Genomic DNA, 19,198 nt, shown 5'->3' with positions numbered 1-19,198 from the left:
GGGACGGCCGCCCCCGGCACGGTGCGGGAGCGGCCGGCGGTGCGGAGGTCAGCGGCGGCCATGCCCGCCGGAACCGCCGTTCAGCCCGTCGGTGTCGATGCGGCGGTTGCCCTGCTCGATGTCCTCGATGTTGCGGTCGCGGGTGTCCTTCACCATCCGGACCTGGCTGATCGTGGCGTCGCTGATGGCCACCACCGCGTCGCGGACGGACATCATGGTGTCCTTGGTGGTCTGCCGTTCCTTCTGCTCCTGCGGCCTGGCCTTCTCGGCGAACTCGCCCTCGGTACCGGGCCAGTTGACCGTGGGGGCCAGCTCGTCCAGGAACTCCTCGGTCATGTTCCTGGCCAGGGCGCCGATCTCCTCCAGCTGCCGCGCCAGGGCCTCGATGCGGTGCGGGTCCACGTAGTAGCGCTGTCCCACGGTCAGTCCTCCCCGTCCTCGCCGAGCGCGTCACGCCAGGCGGGCGTCTCCTCCTGGCCGGCGCGTGCGGTGTCGTCGTCGTCCTCGCGCAGCACCTCGGGCCCGAAGATCCGCTCCCAGTCGAGCTCGAAGCCCTTCAGCTCCGGCAGGTTGCTGCTGGGCTCGGTGAAGGGGGCCATCGCCTTCATCACGTGCCGGTTCATCTTCAGGCGGGCCGCGCTCGCCGCCTCCAGGACGCTGGCGGCCAGCTCCTGGGAGGACATGTCGCGGTGCTTGTTCTCCAGGAACTCGATCCCGGTCAGCTCCCCCTGCGGCCCCACGGTCGCCCGGACCGCGCGGTCGGAGGAAACCACCGCGAACGACGCCTGCCGCAACTCGCGCTCGGTGCGCGCGACCGCCTCCTGGGCCGCCTGGAGTTCGGCCATCGCCTTCTCCAGACGCTTGTCCAGCGGTTCCGTCACGCCCGCCCCGCCCTTCTCCGTCGGTCTCCTGGTACGCCTGGTACCTGGGGTACGTCTGACACGCCTGCCACGTCCGGATGTCCGGTCCGTATGTACGTCCGGCCCCGGTCCCCGGGCCGTCAACTTCCCCGCTGATCTTGCCTGGTGAGGCCCCGGCCGTGGAAGCCGGGGCCGGATGGGATGCGTCTCCTCGCGGTCGTCACCGCCCGATGACGGCCGGGGTGCCGCCCTCGTCGGTGCCCCACACGTCCGCGTCCTCCTCCAGGTAGTCGGCGGAGCTGGTGGGCCTGCGGCCGGGCTCCGCCTCCTGCTCGGGCGAGTCGCCGCCGGTGGTCGCCACCCGGGAGGCCGGGGACAGGAAGGTGTCGCTGTCCTCCTGGCGGTTCCACGGGCTGCGCCGGCGGCGGTTGCGGCGCTCGCTCTCCTCCGCCGCGTCGACCAGGACGGCGCGCACCCGCTCGCCGTTGCCCTTCTCGCCGCCCGCGCCCATGCCGCCCATGCCGCCGCCCATCGGCATGCCGGGACTGCCGGGCATGCCGGGGGCGCCGGGCGCGCCGGCCCCCGCGCCGGGACCGAGCGCGCCGGCTCCGCTGCCGGCGGCACCGTCCGAGAGCGGGGCTACGCCTGCCCCGTCGAAGCCGTCCGCGGAGTAGGAGCCGGCCCCCGAGACGCCGCCGCCCGCGACCGCGGTGGTCCCGTCGCCCGCCCCGGCGCCGTTGCCGCCGCCGAGGCCCAGCTCGGAGAACGGCACGTCCCGGGTGGTGGTGCCGTCGCCGCCGACGGTGTCGAGGTCGTCGAGGAAGTCCGAACGGTCGAAGTCCCCCCACGAGTTGAGGTCGTGCAGGTTCACGGTCTCGGTGTTGCCCTGCGGGTCGGTGACGGTGGCGATGCCGGTGTCCGGGTCGATGACCTGGGTGCTGCCGTCCGGGAAGGTCGTGGTCAGCTGGCCGTTGTCCAGGACGGTGGTGGAGCCGTCCGGGTTGGTCACCTTGGCGCCGTGGGTGAGGTCGGTGGTCGTGGTGGAGCCGTCCGCATCGGTGGTGGTGAGCATCCCGTTGTCCGGATCGAAGGAGGCTGTGCTGCCGTCCTCGAACGTGGTGGTGAAGTCGCCGTCCCCGTCGAGCGAGGTGTGCCCGCCGGTCGGGGTCTCCAGGCCGGGCTCGTCGCTGTCGGGACCGCCGAGGTCGCCCAGGTCACCGATCGATTCGGTGGGCAGGTCGGAGGGGATGTCGATCAGGTCACCGAGGTCGCCGCCGACGCTGTTCCGGCCGTTGAGGTTGCCCAGGCCGCCGAGGTTCTCGGTGGTGGTGGTGCCGTCCGGGTCGGTGGTCGTCGCCTGGCCGGTGGTGGGGTCGACGGTCTGGGTGGTGCCGTCGGGGAAGGTGGTCGTCAGCTTCCCGTCGTCACCCAGGGAGGTGACCGAACCGTCGGGGTTGGTCACCTTGACGCCGTCACCCAGATTCTCCGTGGTGACCGAACCGTCCGGCCCGGTGGTGGTCAGCATCCCGCTGTCCGGGTCGAAGGACGTGCTGCCGCCGTCCGCGAAGTCGGTGGTCAGGTCGCCGCCGCTGGTGAGCTGGGTGGTGCCGCCGGTCGGGGTGTCGAGCACTCCGTCCCCGCCGCCGAGGCCGTCGAGGCCGTCGTTGAGGCCGTCGAGGCTGCCCAGGTCCGTCGTGGTGGTGGTGCCGTCCGGGTCGGTGGTCGTCGCCTGGCCGGTGGTGGGGTCGACGGTCTGGGTGGTGCCGTCGGGGAAGGTGGTCGTCAGCTTCCCGTCGTCACCCAGGGAGGTGACCGAACCGTCGGGGTTGGTCACCTTGACGCCGTCACCCAGGTCCTGCGTGGTGACCGAACCGTCCGGATGCGTGGTGGTCAGCACCCCGCTCTCCGGATCGAAGGACGTGCCGCTGCCGTCCGCGAAGTCGGTGGTGAGCTTGCCGGCCGTGAGCTGGGTGGTGCCACCGGTCGGGGTCCTGAGGGCACCACCCGCGCCGCTGTTCAGGCCGCCGAGGCCGCCCAGGCTCTGGGTGATCGGCGGTACCTCGGTGGTGGAGTTCTGGTCGCCGCCGCCCTGGCCGTTCACCTCACCGAGATCGCCGAGGCTCTCGGTGACCGGGATGTTCTGGTTCAGCAGGTCGTCGAGGCCGAGATCCTGTGTGGTGACCGCGTTGGGATCGTTGAGGCCGCCGAGGCTCTCCTGCATGGCCACGCGCTGTTCCTCGGCCTCGCGCCGGGCCTCGTCCTGCTCGCGTTTTTGTTCGTCGCGCAGCTCGTCCGCGTACTTCTTGTCCTCGTCGCGCTGCTGGTTCTGCTCGTTGCGCAGTTCGTCCTGGTACTTCTTGGCCTCGTCCTGCTCGCGCTGCTGCTCCGCGCGCAGTTCCTCCTGGTACTTCTTGGCCTCGTCCTGCTCGCGCTTCTGCTCGTCGCGCAGTTCGTCCTGGTACTTCTTGTCCTCCTCGCGCTGCTTGTTCTGCTCGTCGCGCAGCTCCTGCTGGTACTTCTTGTCCTCCTCCCGCTGCTTCTCCTGCTCGTCGCGCAGTTCGTCCTGGTACTTCCTGTCGTCCTCGCGCTGCTTGTCGATCTCCTTCTTCTCGTCCTCCAGCTTCTTCTTCTCGTAGTCGGCGGAGGCCGTGGTGGTCGACTTCGGCTCGGGGATGTTCTCCGAGAAGTCCTTGCCCAGGTCGAGGAACTGGTTGTTGAGATCCGACTGCACCTTGGCGGCCGGCCCGCCCAGGTATCTGTCGACACCCTGGCTCCAGATCTTGGCCGCCTTGTCGCCGACCTTCGCCCAGTTCGCGACGTCGTTGAGGTCGCCGTACTCCGGGTGCGCCTGGAGGAAGCCGGCCTGGGGCGAGTGGTAGGTGGAGCTGCCGGCGCGGTAGTGGGTGACCTGGATCTCCGTCTTGCCGACGTTGTTCGCGTCCACCCACTGGGCGAGGTCGTCCAGGACGTAGCGCAGCACCTGGTGCGGGTCGTAGTACGGGGACTTGGCCCAGTCCAGCCATGCCTGTAGCAGGGTGTTCGCGGCGTTCGTCAGGTAGGTGCGGCCCAGTGACAGGGCGCGCGAGTAGACCGTGCCTCCGGTGCCGTTCTGGTCGCCGGTGCCGGCCGTGGCGTTGAAGGTCTCGACGTAGGCGTCGTAGTTCTCGCGGATCTTCCTCAGCAGGTTGCGGAAGACCTCCGCCGCCTCGCCCTTCCAGCTCGCGTCGTCCCGGCCGAAGCGGTCCTCCCAGTCCTTCAGCACGACCGCGTGGTCCCTGAAGAACTTGGCGGCGTAGTCGAAGGACTCCCCGGTGGTGGTGAAGGAGTTCAGGTCCACCGCGTCGGTCGGGGGCACGCCCAGGCTGCTGAACCGGGCGTCCTGGGTGGTGCCGCCCAGCAGGGCGAGGAGCGCCGCCCGCGGCCCGTTCATGTACCGGGCGAGGGGGATGGTGCTCATCTTGGCCTTGTTGTAGTCCGTGAACTCGTTGCCCTCACGGACCTGGGCGTTGTGGACGTTGTCGGTGCCGGGAGCGGCGAAGATGATCTCGTTGCCGGCCTTCACCCGGCCCTCGAAGACGATCCGGGCCTGCTTGATCTTGGTCTTCTTGCCCCCGTCGAAGAACCAGATGTCGTAGTCCTCGCCGGTGTTCGTCAGGAAGCCGGAGTCCTTGACGAGCAGGCTGAGACTGCGCTCCTTGATGTCCATCCGGAAGAGCTTGCCGCCGTGGTCGGAGCGGAGGGTGTCGAAGACGGTGGCGCGGTCCGGCACCGGATAGCCGGTGATGTGGGTGACCAGGGTGGCCCAGGTGTCGGTCGACGGGTCGGCTGCGGTGTCGAACTCGTCCAGCCGCGCGCCGGAGTTGGGGTCGATCGGGTCGGCCACCGGGTGCCCTTTCTGGTGGGTGCCTGTCGTGTCTGCGGGCGCACGGCGTCCTCACGCGGGTGTGCGGCCGGGCGGTCCCCGCGGGCGGGCGGGCCGGGCGGTCGTGGTCCCGGCCGGCCCGCGCGGCACGGGCTCAGGTGTCAGGTGTCTTTGTCGGTCTTGCCGGTTCCGCCGGCGGTGAGGGTGTCGACCTCGTCGAGCGTCGTGAGCAGCGTCTGCGCGTCGATCGCGTCGAGGTTCTTGTCCTTGGTCTTGTTGGCCGCGTCGATGGTCTCGGTGAGTGCCTCTTTGAGCTCCTTGAAGAGCTCCATCTGGTCACCCAGCAGTTTGTCGATCGACTGGGCCGCCGCGCGGACGTCCTCGATCAGCTTCGGCCCCGAGACCAGCGGGTCGGTGACCATCTTGCCGATGCGCAGGAGTTGCTTGTTCTGGGCGAGGTTTCCCGGGGTGGTGTGCCCGTCGATGAGGTGGCCCAGCGGGCGGATGTGGGCCCCGTCGCCCTGCTCACGGTGCTTCTTGGCGGCGGTGTGCACCGGCTGGACCTCGTTGTCCCGGAAGTTCTCCAGCTGCTTGAGGTCGAAATGCCTGACGTCGGCCTTCTCACCGGCCATGGGACGTCCTCCTGCGCTTGGTACCGAACGGGGGATTCACGGGGCGGGCCGCCGGGCCGGCCGGCGCCGGGTGTGCGGACGGCCGGACCGGCGGGCCACGGCCGGGCGCGCGGTGCCGCGCCGGGCACGGTCGGACAGGCCTAGCGGGCCCGGACGTTGCTCCAGTTGTCGGTGCTCTTGCGCTCGTCGCGGGTGTGGTTGTCGTGGATGCTCTGGATCAGCGCGCCGCTGTCGCCGAGCAGCAGGGCCATGGCCTTGGTGGCCTGGTCCCACTGCTCCTGGACCTGGATGTACATCGCCTGGTCCGAACCCTCCCAGGTGCTGACGAGCGGCTTCAGCTCGTCCTCCAGGTTGTTGAGGGTGTTGATGATCTGCTGGGTCTGGTTCTTCAGCTCCTCGATGGCGTTCTGGACCACGGGATACTGCACGTCGATGATGCCGTCAGCCATGACGTCTCCTCACGGGTGGCCGGGCGCCGGGGCCCGGGAAGCTCACGGAGTCCGGCCTTCCGAAAAGGGACCGGCGCCGGAAGGGGGCGGGTCAGCGCAGTGCTTCGAAGACGCCCTGGGTGGTCTTGCTGGTGAGGACCTCGGTCAGGTCCTGGTTCTCCTTCGCCAGGCGGTTGGCGGAGGTGACGTTCTCCTGGAGCGCGTCGATCATCTTGCTGATCTGGATGACGACCTTCTGCGCCTCGCCGTTCCAGCTGCGGAAGAGCTTGAACAGGGCCTGGCCCTCGTCGCCGCCGACACCCGAACGCGCGGCGATCTCGGCGACGTTGTTCTGGATTTTCTCGACCTGGTCCCGGGCCGACTCCAGGGACGAGACGCCCCCCAAGCCCTTGGCATAATCCGCTTTCCTCGCGGCACTGTCCGCCATGTCGCGCTCCCTTCGTTCGAGCAAGTCTCGTCGCAGCGTTGCCCGCTGAGGCTAAAGAGAAGCACGTGTTCCGCGCAACGCGTGCAGGGAAAATTTGAGGTTCCGGACAGGTCGTCAAAAGTCCCGTGTACCACGGGAGTTGTTCGGTCGTTTCACCGGGGTGAACGGTCCGCTTCACCGGCTGTGGAAGTGGTACGTGTACGGTCCCCCGAGCCGGCCGATCCGGGCGGGAAACGGGCGCGCGGAGAACGGAACCGGTCACCGGAATGGCCCGTTTCCGGCATGTCCGGGCCGCCCGCGGGGATTCCGCGGCGCCGGGTGACCGTATTCTCTGAGCTTTTTCTGAGGTCTCCCCTCGCGATCCCGGCATTCCTCGCGCGACGCTCCGTCAGGCGGGGCCCCGGCCGCGGGTGTCACCCCGCGGCCGGGACGGTGACGAACTTGGCCGACTCCGCACCACCGGTGCCGAGTCGGCCGGTGTTCGCCCCGGACCCACCCTTCCTTCTCGTCCTTCTCGTCCTTCTCGTTCGCGGCGGGCGTCTCCCGGGTTCCTCGCCCGGCTCAGGGCGCCGTACCGGCCGCGCGGGCGGTGCCCGCCGTGCCGGCCTCGTCCGCCTCGCCCTCCGTTTCGGACTCGTCCGTCCCGGGCTCGTCCGTTCGCCCGGCGGTACCGCACCGCGGAGCGGTGACCTCGGGCCGCGCGGCGCCCGAGGCGACGGCCGGGTCCAGGTCCGCGCCGGTCGGGAAGGCCGCGAGCAGCGGCGCCGGGACCGAGCCGATGTCCCCGGCCCCGTAACCGAGCGCGTCCAGCGCGTCCGTGGAGGGGACCCGGTACTTCACGCCGTTGTCCGCCACCAGATAGGTGGTGCCCGCGTGCGCGGCGCCGCTCGCGTGCAGGGCCCGGACCAGGGCGCCGTGCCCGGGCCGGACCACCGCGGCGTCCGGCGGGGTGCAGGCCCGCTCCACCGGCTGGTCGGTGCCCTGCGGCACCGCGACCGGACCGAGCTGGGCCAGTGGGACCAGCACCGAGCTGATCCGGGCGCCGCCGTCGCCGCCGTCCACCTTGGCGCAGAGGGCGGTGCCGCGCGGCGTGGACCGCGGGACCGGCGGCGCGTCCGGCAGCTCCGCGGAACCGGCCTGGTCCGCGTCCTTCGCCCGGTGTTCGCGCAGCGCGTCCGCCCCGACCGTGCGCACCTCGGGCGACCGCCCCTGGTAGGCGTCCTCCTGGGTGGCCGGGTCGCCCAGCACCAGGGCGGCCCCGAGGCGGGTCAGCGGCACCAGGCCGTCCCGGCGCAGCAGGTGGTACGTACTGCCGCCACCGGGCACGCTGATCTTGAACAGCTGGCCGATCCGGCTGGCCTCACCGCCGAGCTCGGGGCCCCGCTCGCCGCGCCCCGGCACCTCCGGCGGGCTCAGGACGGGGCCGGGCGCGAGCGCGTCCAGGAAGGCCGCGGAGACCGGCATCGGCCGCTCCGAGCCGTAGCCGAGGGCGTTGCGGGCGTCGGCGGCGCGGTCCAGCGGCAGCCTGCTCCCCCGCCACACCAGGTACTCGGTGCCGTCCGGGCCGCGTACCAGCACCCCGCGGTCACCGCCGATCCCGGCGGAGTCCAGCGGCGCCCCGGCGACCACGGTGGTGGCGCCCGGCGCGTTCACCCCGGTGCCCGCCCCGGCCCCGGAGGTACTGGGCAGCGCTCCCTCCGGCCCGGTGACGCACATGTGCCAGGCTCCGTCGTCGAGCCGGCCGGGCTCGGGCACGGTGTCCGGAGCGCCGGGGATGCCGAGCGGGGCGCCCACCGGGGTGTCGCCCAGGGAAGCCGTTCCGACGTCCTCGGTCGCCAGGTCGGAGCCTCCGATCAGCCGCGCCGAGGCGTAATTGCGCACCGGGTGCAGCACTCCGTCGGTGCCGGTCCACAGGTAGCGGGCGCCGGTGTCCCGGTTGACCACCAGGTGCTCGCCGTCGCGCCAGCCGTCGTTGCCGCCGGGGCGCAGCAGCCCGTAGACGGTGGCACCCGCGCCGATCAGGACGGTGACCAGCAGGCCGAAGATCACGCCGCGGGTGGTGCGCCCGAGCGGGCTCTCGGGGGCGTCCGGGTCGGCCATCAGCAGGCCCGAGCTGAGCCTGCCCATCATGAAACCGTGGGCCTGCACCTGGTCGCGTTTGGACTGCACAGCCTCTCCTCAACTCGTTCTCGGTGACCGGGGGTTCGGATGTCCGGGGTGACCCGGGCGACCGGAGTGACCCGGGCGACCCGGATGACCGGTGCCCCGCCCGGGCGACCGGGGTGACCGGGCGGCCCGAGTGACCGGGCGTCCGGCGTACAGGTGGACTCAGCCGAACAGGCCGCGCAGCCAGCCGAACAGGCCCGCCACCCACATGCTGAGCGGCAGCAGCGCGACCGCGAAGCCGGTGTGCGCCAGCTCCGCCGCGCGGCCCCAGTACGGCAGCACCCGGCGGCCGGGCACGGTCCAGGCGGCGATCACGAGTGCGGCCGCCGCGCCGAGCAGGACCGCGAAGACCACCGCGCGCCCGTCGGCGTCGCTGTCCAGCGCCCAGGCCCTGGCGAGCAGCAGCAGCCCCGCGATCCCGGGCACCGCCAGGGTCAGCCGCTGCGCGATGTGCACCAGGCCGCGGCAGTGCAGGAGCAGCAGCAGACTCAGCGCCGACGCGGTCAGCACCTCGGGCAGGCCGGGGCGCTCGGCGAGGACGACCAGGGCCGCCGCGGCGACGGTGCCGGTGGCGGCGAAGAGCGCGGTGACCCAGCGCCCGGCCAGCTCGGTGCGCTCGGCGACCTCGTCGCCCGCGTAGGGCTCGATGCCCTCCTGGAGCTGGCTGGCGGAGGACGGCAGCGCCGGCATCCGCATCCCGGCCAGCTTGAAGGCGAACGGCACCACCGCCCCGGCGGCCAGCACGATCACCGTCGCCACCAGCGCGACCGCGGCCGGCACGTCCAGCGCGGTGTACCCCATGAGGGCCCCGGCGACGGCGGTGGCCCCCGCGACCACCGCGGTGGCCAGGAGGGCGGGGGCGCCGACCGCGGTGGCGGCGAGCGCGAGGACCGCGCCGCCCGCGCCCGCCGCGCCCGCGGCGAGCAGCCGCGCGCCCGCGACCCGCGCCGCGTCCGGCCCGGTCAGGTCGCCGCCGGGCAGTACCCAGCCGGCCAGCGCCAGACAGGGCGCGACCAGCAGGCCGAGCGCGGTCGCGGAGAGCCGGTCGCCGACCGCGCGGCTGGCCGAGCCCGCGCCCGCGAGCAGCAGCAGCCCGGTCACGCCCGCGAAGGCCGCCCGGGAAGAGGCGGGCACCCCGGGCCAGAACACCAGCAGGAGAGCGGTCAGCACGGTCGCCACCACGGTGCCCACCAGCAGCCCGCGGGCCGCGCCGGGATGCCAGTTGTGCAGCCGCCGGCCCGCGGTGTCGGCGATCCCGTCCACCAGGTCGTCGAGCCGGGCCTCGGGCAGTGCCTCGGTGTGCGGGCGCAGGTGGAGCACGGCGCCGTCGGCGAGCCCGGCGCGGGCGAGGGTGGTCTCCTCGTCGAGCGGAGCGTCACCGAGGCGCTGGAGCACCCAGCCGGCGTGGTCGAGCCCGGTCTCCTCGGCCTCCTCGCCGACATAGCGCAACAGCGTGGGCAACAGGTCGGCGACCGGCACGTCGGCGGGCACGGCCAGATCGACGGAGACGCTCGGCGCGCGTACGGTCAGGCGGCACAGTTCGGCCACCGCGCTGTCGGTCATCAGCTGAACTCTCGTCTTCCGTGGGGGGTTTGGCTGGGGGATTTCCCCCGGGAAAGGGGGAATGGGCGAAGAGTACGGAAAGCCCGCACGGCCAGGAGCGGTGCGGGGCAAGGGGATTGGGCCCGCGCGCCCGGCAACTACCTTTCCCGCGTGGACAGGTCGCGTTCCGTGGATGCAGACTACTGCCGATGCCCGCCGCATTGTGCTGCGGACCGGACTCCCGGCCGGTACGGAGTCGACCGCTACGAGAGTTGCCCGCCCCGGCGGATTTCGCCCGCACCGTTCACCCGGATTTCACCGCTGCCCGGAAAACCCCGGAGTCAGTGACGGTGCGGCACTTTCCCGTTACCGGGTGCAGCGGTATTCGGTGCGGGCCGGAAAGCCCAGTGAACCCGGAGGTTCTGTTCCCTTGAGTGTGGTGCTCTTTCGCCGGCCGGCCCGCAGGCGCGGACCGGAGATGCCCGAGGGCCAATTGACCCTCCAGGAGCCGCCGGTCCTCTCCGAGACGGTGCCCGACACCTCGGCGATATGGACCTATCTGCCGATGGCGCTGATGTCGGTGTCGATGATGCTGATGTTCCTGCGTCCCGGCGGCGGGAACGGCGTCTTCATGTACCTGGCGATGGGCGTCATGGCGCTGTCCGCCGGTGCCATGCTGCTGGGGCAGCTGATGCGCCGCTCCAGCGAGCGCAAGCAGCGCCTGAAGGGCGAACGCCGCGACTACCTCCGCTATCTGGCGCAGACCCGCAAGCGGGTCCGGGCCACCATCGTGGAGCAGCAGCGGGCGCTCGCCTGGCGCCACCCGGAGCCCGCCTCGCTCCGCTCGCTGGCCCGCACCTCACGCCTGTGGGAACGCCGCCCGGCCGACGAGGACTTCGGCGAGGTCCGGCTCGCGGTCGGTGAGCAGCAGCTCGCACTCACCCTGCAACCGGTCTCCACCCGCCCGGTGGAGGACCTCGAACCGCTCTGCGCGCACGCCCTGCGCCGCTTCATCCGCGCCTACTCCACCATCCCCGAACAGCCCCTGGGCCTGTACCTGCGCTCCTCGGCCCGGGTGCTGCTGCGCCCGGAGGGGACCGACGGCGAGGAACCCGCCGAGCCGGGCGTCGCGCCGCACGCGGCGAACGGCGCCCCCGCGACCGACGCCGACGCCGACGCCGTACGCGCCCTCGTGCGGGCCGCGCTCGGCCAGCTCGCGGTGTTCCACGCGCCCGAGGAGCTGTGGCTGGCGGTCTGCGTGAGCGACGAGCGGCGGCCCGACTGGGAGTGGGTCAAGTGGCTGCCGCACGCCCTGCACCCGTACGAGGAGGACGGCGCCGGCCAGGTCCGCCGGATCACCGCCGACCTCACCGAACTGGACGACCTGCTCGGCGCCGAGTTCGCCGAGCGCCCCGGCTTCGACCCGGACGCCCGGCCCGGCCGGGACGAGCCCTACACCGTCGTGGTCCTGGACGGCGTCAGCGTCCCCGAGGGGCACCGCTGGGAGGGGCACGGTTACCGCAACGCCGTGGTCCTCGACGTCTCCGGGGCGCTGCGCTGGCGGCCCGGCCGCAACACGCTGCGGCTGACCGTCGGGCCGGACCAGGTGAACCTGGTGCGCACCGACCGCAGCCGCAAGGAGCGGTCCGTACCACTCGGCCGCCCGGACCGGCTCGGCCCGCTCGGTGCCGAGTCGCTGGCCCGGCTGCTCACCTCACGGCGGATCAGCCTGGGCACCGACATCGCGCAGCCGCTGGACACCGACGTCGAGCTGACCACCCTGCTCGGCATCCCCGATCTGCACCGGCACGAGCCGCGCACCCTCTTCGAGCGGCACACCGGCTCCGCCCGGCTGCGGGTGCCGGTCGCGGTCGGCGTGGACGGCCGCCCGGTGGAACTGGACATCAAGGAGTCCGCGCAAGGGGGCATGGGCCCGCACGGCATGCTCATCGGCGCCACCGGCTCCGGCAAGAGCGAACTGCTGCGCACCCTCGTCCTCGGCCTCGCCCTGACCAACTCCTCCGAGACCCTCAACTTCGTCCTGGTCGACTTCAAGGGCGGCGCCACCTTCCTCGGTCTGGAGGAACTCCCGCACACCTCCGCGGTCATCACCAACCTCGCCGACGAGGTCGCTCTGGTGGAGCGCATGCAGGACGCCCTGCACGGCGAACTCATGCGGCGCCAGGAGCTGTTGCGCTCCGCCGGCAACTACACCTCCGCCCTGGAGTACGAGCGGGCCCGCGCCGCCGGGGTTGACCTCACCCCGCTGCCCAGCCTGTTCGTGGTGGTCGACGAGTTCAGCGAACTGCTCTCCGCGCACCGGGAGTTCATGGACCTGTTCGTGATGATCGGCCGCCTCGGCCGCTCCCTCGGGGTGCACCTGCTGCTCGCCTCGCAGCGCCTGGACGAGGGCCGCATGCACCAGTTGGAGAGCCACCTGTCGTACCGCGTCGGTCTGCGCACCTTCTCCGCCATGGAGAGCCGGGGCGTGCTCGGCGTGCCGGACGCCTACCAGCTCCCGGCCCAGCCCGGCAACGGCTACCTGAAGTCCGGCGTGGAGTCCCTGACCCGGTTCCGCGCCGCCTACTCCTCCGGCACCTACCGGCGCCGCACCGGCGCGGTGGTCCGGGCCCGGGTGGCCAGCCAGGTGGTGCCGTGGACCAGCGGCTGGGTGGTGCCGCGCACCCTGGAGGCGGCGCCCGAACCGGAGCCGGAGACGGAGGAGACCGACGACGAGGAGACCCTCCTCGACGTGGCCCTCGACCGCCTGCGCGACTCCGGCCCCGCCGCCCACCAGGTGTGGCTGCCGCCGCTGGACACGCCGTCACCGCTGGACGCCCTGCTGCCCGGCCTCTCCCCCGACCCCGAGCGCGGCCTCACCTCCCGCTGGCCCGGCACCGGCAAGCTGCGGGTCCCGGTCGGCCTGGTGGACAAGCCCTTCGAGCAGCGCCGCGACCCGCTGGTCGTGGACCTGTCCGGGGCGGGCGGCCATGTCGCCATCGCGGGCGGTTCGCAGAGCGGCAAGTCCACTCTCGCCCGCACCCTGATCGGCGCCCTCGCCCTCACCCACACCCCCGCCGAGATCCAGTTCTACTGCCTCGACTTCGGCGGCGGCGGCCTGTCGCAGTTCGCCGCGCTCCCGCACGTCGGCGGCGTCGCCGCGCGGCTCAACCCGGAGCGGGTGCACCGGGCGGTGGCCGAGGTGATGACGCTGCTCGCCCGCCGCGAGCAGTTCTTCGTGGACCACACCGTCGACTCCATGCAGTCCTACCGCCGCCGCCGGGCCGCCGGGGAGTTCCCCGACGAGCCCTTCGGCGACGTGTTCATGGTGGTCGACGGCTGGTCCACGGTCCGCCAGGACTACGACGACCTGATCCCGAAGTTCAACGAACTCGCCGCCCGCGGCCTCAACTACGGCATCCACCTGATCATCACCACCACCCGCTGGGTGGAGCTGTCCGCCCAGGTCCGCGACCAGGCCGCCACCCGCCTCGAACTGCGGATGGGCGACCCGATGGATTCCGAGATCGACACCCGCAAGGCCCGCTCGGTGCCGCGCAGCGGGGGCCGCGGCATCACCGCCGACAGCAAGATGCACTTCCTGGCCGGCCTGCCCCGCCTCGACGGCAGCGGCTCCCTGGACGACCTCGGTGAGGGCGTCGCCCACCTGGTCGCCGAGGTCTCGCGGCACTGGTCCGGCGCGTCCGCACCGCAGGTCCGGATGCTGCCGCACCGGCTCCCGCTCGCCGAGCTTCCCGCGCCCGAGGCCACCGAGGGCGGCGGGATGCGCCTGCCGCTGGGTATCGACCAGGACGCCCTGGAACCGGTCTGGCACGACTTCAGCCGCACCCCGCACCTGATCGTGGTCGGCGACACCGAGAGCGGCAAGACCAACCTGCTGCGCCGCGTCACCGAGGGCATCACCGCCCGGTACGCCCCCACCGAGGCGAAGATCATCGTGGTGGACTACCGCCGCACGCTGGTGGACACCGTGCCCGAGGAGTACCGCATCGGGCACGTGATCTCCCTGGACAACCTGAAGGAGACCATCGAGGGCGCGGCCCGCGCGATGAAGACCCGTGTGCCCGGCGCCGACATCGCCCCCGGCCGGATGCGTCAGTGCGACTGGTGGACCGGCCCACGCCTGTTCATCCTGGTCGACGACTACGACATGGTCTCCAGCAACTCCTTCCAGAGTCCCTTCGAGCCCCTCTTCGAGCACCTGACCCTCGGCTTCGAGATGGGTCTGCACCTGGTCGTCGCCCGCAGTGCCATGGGCGCCGGCCGCGGTCTCAGCGACGCGCTCCTGCGCCGTCTCGACGAGTCCAACAACCCCGCCGTCCTGCTGTCCTGCCCGCCCACCGAAGGCCGCCTGTTCGGCAACGCCAAGCCCCGTAACCTGCCCCCCGGCCGGGCCCTGCACATCGCCCGCCGCCGGGAGCGGCTGATGCAGACGGCACTGGTGGAGGAGAGCCCGGGACAGGGCCGCTGACCGGACCCCGGGACGGGGACCGGACGCGGCGCGAGGACCGGACGCGAGGACCGGCGGGGGCCACTTCAGGTGGCCCCCGCCGGTCCTCGGTTCACTCCCGCCCCACCGCGCTCGCTCCCGCCGGGCCCTCCCCGGCCGGGCGCCATCCCCGGGCGCGGGCCCGGGGAAGGGCGTAGGCGGCCCACAGGACGGTGAGGACACCGGCGGTGCCGAACAGGACGATGAGCGTGGCACGGTCGGTGGCGCGGTCGGCCGCGGAGGTGTCGCGGAGGACGACCGGAACGGAGCCGCGGTCGGCGCCGGCCGGCGGGGCCGGGTCGCCGAGGACGGTGGTGACGGCGGCGTAGGGGTCGAGCTGGGGGAGGTCGGCGGGATAGGCGGTGGCGGTCAGACGGCGGGTGACGGCGTCCGCGGAGTCGTCGGGGCGGTCGGCGCGGACCACCGCGGCGGCCCCGGCGGCGTAGGCGGTGGCCACCGAGGCGCCGCCGCCGAGGTAGTGGCCGTCGCCGCGCGGGCCGCCGGAGACCACGCCGGCGCCGGGCGCGGCCAGGTCGATGCCGCCCGTGGGCAGGGAGCCGTTCGGGCGCAGACCGCTGGGGAGCATGTCGGCGACCGAGAGGACGCCCGGCTCACCGGCCGGCCAGTAGGTACGGGACGGGACGTCGTCGGTGCCGCCCCGGGACGGCGGGTCCGGGGTGGCCGCGGCGACCACCACCGCGCCCGCGTCACGGGCGTCGGCGACCGCGCGGGTCAGCTCCGCGTCACGGCGGGGCAGGGCCACCGCGACCGCGATCACCCGGGCCCCGGCCGCGGTCGCCTCGCGCAGCGCCGCCGCGACCAGGCCGGGGTCGGGAGCACCGCGCTCGTCGGTGCCGCGCAGGGCCAGGATCCTCGCGTCCGGGGCCACCCCGGCGAGGCCCGGGCTGTCGGCGCCGCTTCCGGCGATCAGCCCGGCCAGGAAGGTGCCGTGCCCGACGCAGTCGTCACCGGCGGCGCCCTGCGCTGTGACCCGGCCGTCGAGTCCGGCGGCGTCAGGGGCGACCCCGGTGTCGATCAGGGCCACGGTCACGCCCGCGCCGGTGCCGTGCCGGTGCAGCCGGTCCAGGTCGAGGCGCTGGCGCGACCAGTCCTGCTTCTCCGCCTGCCGGCGGGAGGCGGGGGTGCAGGCCACCTGTTCGGCCTCCGGATCGAAGGCGGAGGGCATGCCGGGCAGTTCCTGGCCCTTCGTCGTCCCGTCGGCCGTGGGCGGGCCCGCCCCGGGGGCCGCCTGGACCGGGCCGGCCCCGGGCAGCAGCAGGACCGCGGCGAGGCCGGCGCCGGACAGCAGGCGGGCGGCCCCGCGGGCGGGCGGCCTCACCGGGCCGCCTTGGGAGCGGCGGCCGTGACGTCCTCGGGGCGCAGGACGCGCAGGTCGTCCAGGGTGGGCGCGGCCAGCGAACTGAGCCGTCCGGCCTGGCGGGTGACCATCGACTCGACCACCTGGCGGGCCAGGCGCGCGTTGCCGAAGGAGCGGTCCCGGGGCAGCGCGTCGAAGTACTCCCTGAGCAGCGGGCCGGTGCCCGGTCCGCACTCGTAGCCCATGTTCGCGGCCTGGGTGCGCACGATGGTGACCAGTTCCTCGGAGGAGTAGTCGGCGAAGGTGACCCGGCGCGGGAAGCGGGAGGACAGGCCGGGGTTGGAGGCGAGGAAGCGCTCCATCTCCTCGGTGTAGCCGGCCACGATGACGGCCACCTCGTCGCGGTGGTCCTCCATCAGTTTCAGCAGGGTGTCCACCGCCTCCTGGCCGAAGTCGGCGCCGCCGCCGCGCGGGGTGAGGGTGTAGGCCTCGTCGATGAACAGCACGCCGCCGCGGGCCCGTTCGAAGACCTCGCGGGTGAGCTGGGCGGTGTGGCCGATGTAGCGGCCGACCAGGTCGGCGCGGGCCGCCTCGACCAGCTGGCCTCGTTCGAGGATGCCGAGCTGGGTCAGGATCTCCCCGTAGAGGCGGGCGACCGTGGTCTTGCCGGTGCCGGGCGGGCCGGTGAAGACCATGTGATGGCTGAGCGAGGGCACCGGGAGCCCGGCGGCGGCGCGGTGACGGGCGGTGGTGATGAGGTTGACCAGGTCCGTGACGTCACGCTTCACCTCGGCCAGGCCGACCATGTCGCCGAGGCGGGTCAGCGGGTCGTTCTCCGGAGTGGCGGTCGCGGTCGCCTGCGCGGCGGCGGTGGCGGAGACGTCCTCCGGCAGCAGCAGCCGCAGGTCGTGCTCGCCGACCTGCGCCTGACTGGACAGCCGGACCGCCTGCCGGTCCACCATCTCCTCGAACACCCCGCGTGCGGCACGGCCGTTGCCGAATCCGGCGTCCCGCGGCATCGCCTCGAAGTGCGCGGCCAGCGCCGCCGCGGTGCCCTCGCCCAGCTCGTACTGGTGCTGGGCGCACATGTTCTCCATGATGGCGACCAGTTCGGTCACCGAGTAGTTCTCGAACTCGACGGTCCGTGAGAAACGCGAGGCCAGACCCGGGTTGGAGCCGAGGAAGGAGTCCATCTCACGGGAGTAACCGGCCGCGACCACCACCACGTCGTCGCGGTGGTCCTCCATCAGCTTCAGCAGGGTGTCCACCGCCTCGCGGCCGAAGTCGGCGCCCCCGTGACCGCTGTCGGCGGTGAGGGTGTACGCCTCGTCGATGAACAGCACGCCACCGAGAGCCCGTTGGAAGGTCTCGGTGGTCTTGATCGCGGTGCCGCCGACGATCTGCGCGACCAGGTCGGCGCGGGAGACCTCCACCAGGTGCCCGCTGCGCAGCGAGCCGAGTTCGGCCAGGATCGCCCCGTACAGGCGGGCGACGGTGGTCTTGCCGGTGCCGGGCGGGCCGGCGAAGACCAGGTGGCGGCTCATCGGCGGGGCGGGCATGCCGAGTTGTTCGCGGCGCTGGGCGAGCTGGGTCAGGTTGACCAGGGTGCGCACCTGCTGCTTGACGTTCTCCAGGCCGATCAGCGCGTTCAGGGCGCCGAGCGGGCCGTCCGCGCGGTCCGCCGGGGGAGCGTCCGCGGCGCCGGAGCCGGCCGGGTCGGTGTTCTCGGCGCTGCCGGTGCCCCAGGCGTCCCGCTTGCCGTTGCCGACGCTGTTCAGGCCCTCCACGGCGAGCCGTTCACCGGGCGCGGTCTGCACCAGGCCACCGCCCTCGTTCTCCCGGGCGAGACAGTTCACCAGCGAGACCGGCGCGGTGGACTCGACCCGGAAGCCGTCCTCGGCGCCGCCGGTGACCTCGCAGCCGCTGAGCGAGGCGAGCGCGCCCTCGCGGAGCAGGAAACCGTGGCCCCGCGGGGCGTGCACCACGGTGCGGTTGGCGGTCAGTTCGCCGCCCGCGGCGACCAGCACGCCCTCCTCACCGGACATCTCGATACGGAAGTCGCGGACGGTGACGCTGCCGCCGTCCTCCACGACCAGGCCGCTGGTGTCCGTGTCGGAGACCCCGCCGCCGGCCAGGTAGAGCGTGCTGCCGGAGGCCACGCGCACACCCGCGCCCTTGGGCCGGACGATCTCACAGTCCTCGGCACGCCCGCGGGCGTCCTTCGTGGCGGTGATGCCGTCCCCCGAGGGCTCCACCAGGCGGGCCCGGCGCAGCAGCGGGTCGGCGCCGCCGCGCACCGCGATCGCGGGCGAGCCGCCGATCACCTCCAGGCGGTCCAGCTCCGGCGCCGAGTCCTCCTCCAGGAGCAGCCCGGTCTCGTGGCAGTCGCGGACCGTCAGGCCGGTCAGCGCCGGGGAGGCGGCCCCGGCGACCCGTAGCGCCACGCCCTGCGCGCCGTCCACCCAGCAGTCCTCGAAGGTGCCGCGCGCCCGGTCGGTGACCAGCACGCCGTGGCCGCGGGTGCGGGAGACGCGGCAGCGACGCAGCACCGGGTCGGTGCCGGCGGCCAGCGTGATCCCGTTCCCGGAGGCGCCGGTGACCCGGACGTCCTCCAGCGTCGTACGGCCCGCGCTGCTCAGGTGCACGCCGGTGCTGGTGTCGTGCACCACGGTCCGGACCACCGAGAGGGAGCAGTTCTGCTCCAGGGCGAGGGAGGGCTTGTCGGTGGAGGAGATGTCGCAGTCCTCGACGGTGCCGCGGGCCTCGCCGTTGGCGAGCAGGCCGTTGCCGCGGGCGTCGCGCACGGTGCAGCCGCGGACGCGAGCCTCGCCCTGCTCGGCGAGGACCAGGCCGCTGGTGCCCAGGTGCTCGAAGGTGCAGGACTCCACGGTGGTGGGCGTGGTCGAGGTGACCACGATGCCCGCGCCCTGCGGGTTGCTCACCCGGCAGTCCCGCAGCGCGAGCGAACCGGTGCCCCCGGCCAGCAGCGCGGTCCAGGCGGCGCCGACGACCTCGCAGCCGTCGAGCGCGGCCTGCCCGCGCCGTACGTCCACGGCCGGCTGTTCGGCGTCGCCGCCGCGCAGGGTCAGTTCGGAGAGCATCACGGCGTCGGCGCGCAGCGCGAGCACGCTGCCCGAACGCGGGCGGATCTCGACCGTGCCCCGCCCCTCGGCGGCGGTGAGGGTGACTCGGGTGTGGATCACCAGGTTCTCCGCGTACGTCCCGGGCCGGACGCTGATGAGCGCGCCGGTACGGGCCGCCGCGAGCGCCTCACCGATGGTCCGGTAGCGGTCCCGGTCTCCTGGACCGACCGTCAGTACCTGGCGCGACACGCACCAACCTCCTTGCTTCGTCGGCGTCTTGGACGGGCACCCCGTGGGCGGGGGCCGCGTGTCGGCGAGCCGACGGTGCCATCATGCCGCGCCGGTGGGG

At 73.1% G+C, this 19,198-nt stretch carries 11 protein-coding genes; 1 reads left to right on the top strand and 10 read right to left on the bottom strand.

Annotated features, from left to right (window positions below; genetic code table 11):
• Positions 1-48: 48 nt before the first annotated feature.
• The 8 genes from QQS16_RS31675 to eccD form a co-directional block, all read right to left on the bottom strand.
• Complete coding sequence (locus QQS16_RS31675) at positions 49-420, bottom strand: hypothetical protein (RefSeq protein WP_286065477.1); 372 nt, start codon at positions 418-420, stop codon at positions 49-51.
• Positions 421-422: 2 nt separating this feature from the next.
• Positions 423-881, bottom strand: a complete 459-nt coding sequence (locus QQS16_RS31670) for a YbaB/EbfC family nucleoid-associated protein (RefSeq protein ID WP_286065476.1) — start codon at positions 879-881, stop codon at positions 423-425.
• A 199-nt stretch (positions 882-1,080) separates the two neighbouring features.
• On the bottom strand, positions 1,081-4,743 hold the full coding sequence (locus tag QQS16_RS31665) for an AAWKG family protein (RefSeq protein ID WP_286065475.1): 3,663 nt from the start codon (positions 4,741-4,743) through the stop codon (positions 1,081-1,083).
• Between the two features lie 140 nt (positions 4,744-4,883).
• Positions 4,884-5,354 carry a type VII secretion system-associated protein gene (locus tag QQS16_RS31660; RefSeq protein ID WP_286065474.1) on the bottom strand — a complete coding sequence of 157 codons (471 nt, stop codon included), beginning with the start codon at positions 5,352-5,354 and terminating at the stop codon, positions 4,884-4,886.
• Positions 5,355-5,494: 140 nt separating this feature from the next.
• Positions 5,495-5,803 carry a WXG100 family type VII secretion target gene (locus QQS16_RS31655; RefSeq protein WP_286065473.1) on the bottom strand — a complete coding sequence of 103 codons (309 nt, stop codon included), beginning with the start codon at positions 5,801-5,803 and terminating at the stop codon, positions 5,495-5,497.
• A 91-nt stretch (positions 5,804-5,894) separates the two neighbouring features.
• Positions 5,895-6,230: a hypothetical protein gene (locus QQS16_RS31650; RefSeq protein WP_286065472.1), complete on the bottom strand. Its 336-nt coding sequence runs from the start codon at positions 6,228-6,230 to the stop codon at positions 5,895-5,897.
• A 561-nt stretch (positions 6,231-6,791) separates the two neighbouring features.
• A complete protein-coding gene (gene eccB, locus QQS16_RS31645) occupies positions 6,792-8,399 on the bottom strand; it encodes a type VII secretion protein EccB (protein ID WP_286065471.1) in 1,608 nt (535 codons plus the stop codon).
• A gap of 159 nt (positions 8,400-8,558) precedes the next feature.
• Entirely contained in the window at positions 8,559-9,959 is a 1,401-nt protein-coding gene (eccD, locus tag QQS16_RS31640) for a type VII secretion integral membrane protein EccD (RefSeq protein ID WP_286065470.1), read from the bottom strand.
• A 457-nt stretch (positions 9,960-10,416) separates the two neighbouring features.
• Here eccD and eccCa point away from each other — a divergent pair, with 457 nt between their 5' ends.
• Positions 10,417-14,430, top strand: a complete 4,014-nt coding sequence (gene eccCa, locus QQS16_RS31635; protein ID WP_286065469.1) for a type VII secretion protein EccCa — start codon at positions 10,417-10,419, stop codon at positions 14,428-14,430.
• Between the two features lie 91 nt (positions 14,431-14,521).
• On the opposite strand, the gene QQS16_RS31630 is transcribed toward eccCa, so the two are convergent.
• Together QQS16_RS31630 and QQS16_RS31625 are read right to left on the bottom strand one after the other, a co-directional pair.
• A complete protein-coding gene (locus QQS16_RS31630) occupies positions 14,522-15,787 on the bottom strand; it encodes a S8 family serine peptidase (protein ID WP_286065468.1) in 1,266 nt (421 codons plus the stop codon).
• Entirely contained in the window at positions 15,784-19,098 is a 3,315-nt protein-coding gene (locus QQS16_RS31625; protein WP_286065467.1) for a right-handed parallel beta-helix repeat-containing protein, read from the bottom strand. The genes QQS16_RS31630 and QQS16_RS31625 overlap by 4 nt, the downstream gene beginning before the upstream one ends.
• Positions 19,099-19,198: the final 100 nt, after the last annotated feature.

The organism is Streptomyces sp. ALI-76-A (genome assembly GCF_030287445.1).
Lineage (GTDB): Bacteria > Actinomycetota > Actinomycetes > Streptomycetales > Streptomycetaceae > Streptomyces.
The sequence above is the reverse complement of the archived record's forward strand: the minus strand, read 5'-3'. Positions and strand labels throughout refer to the sequence as shown.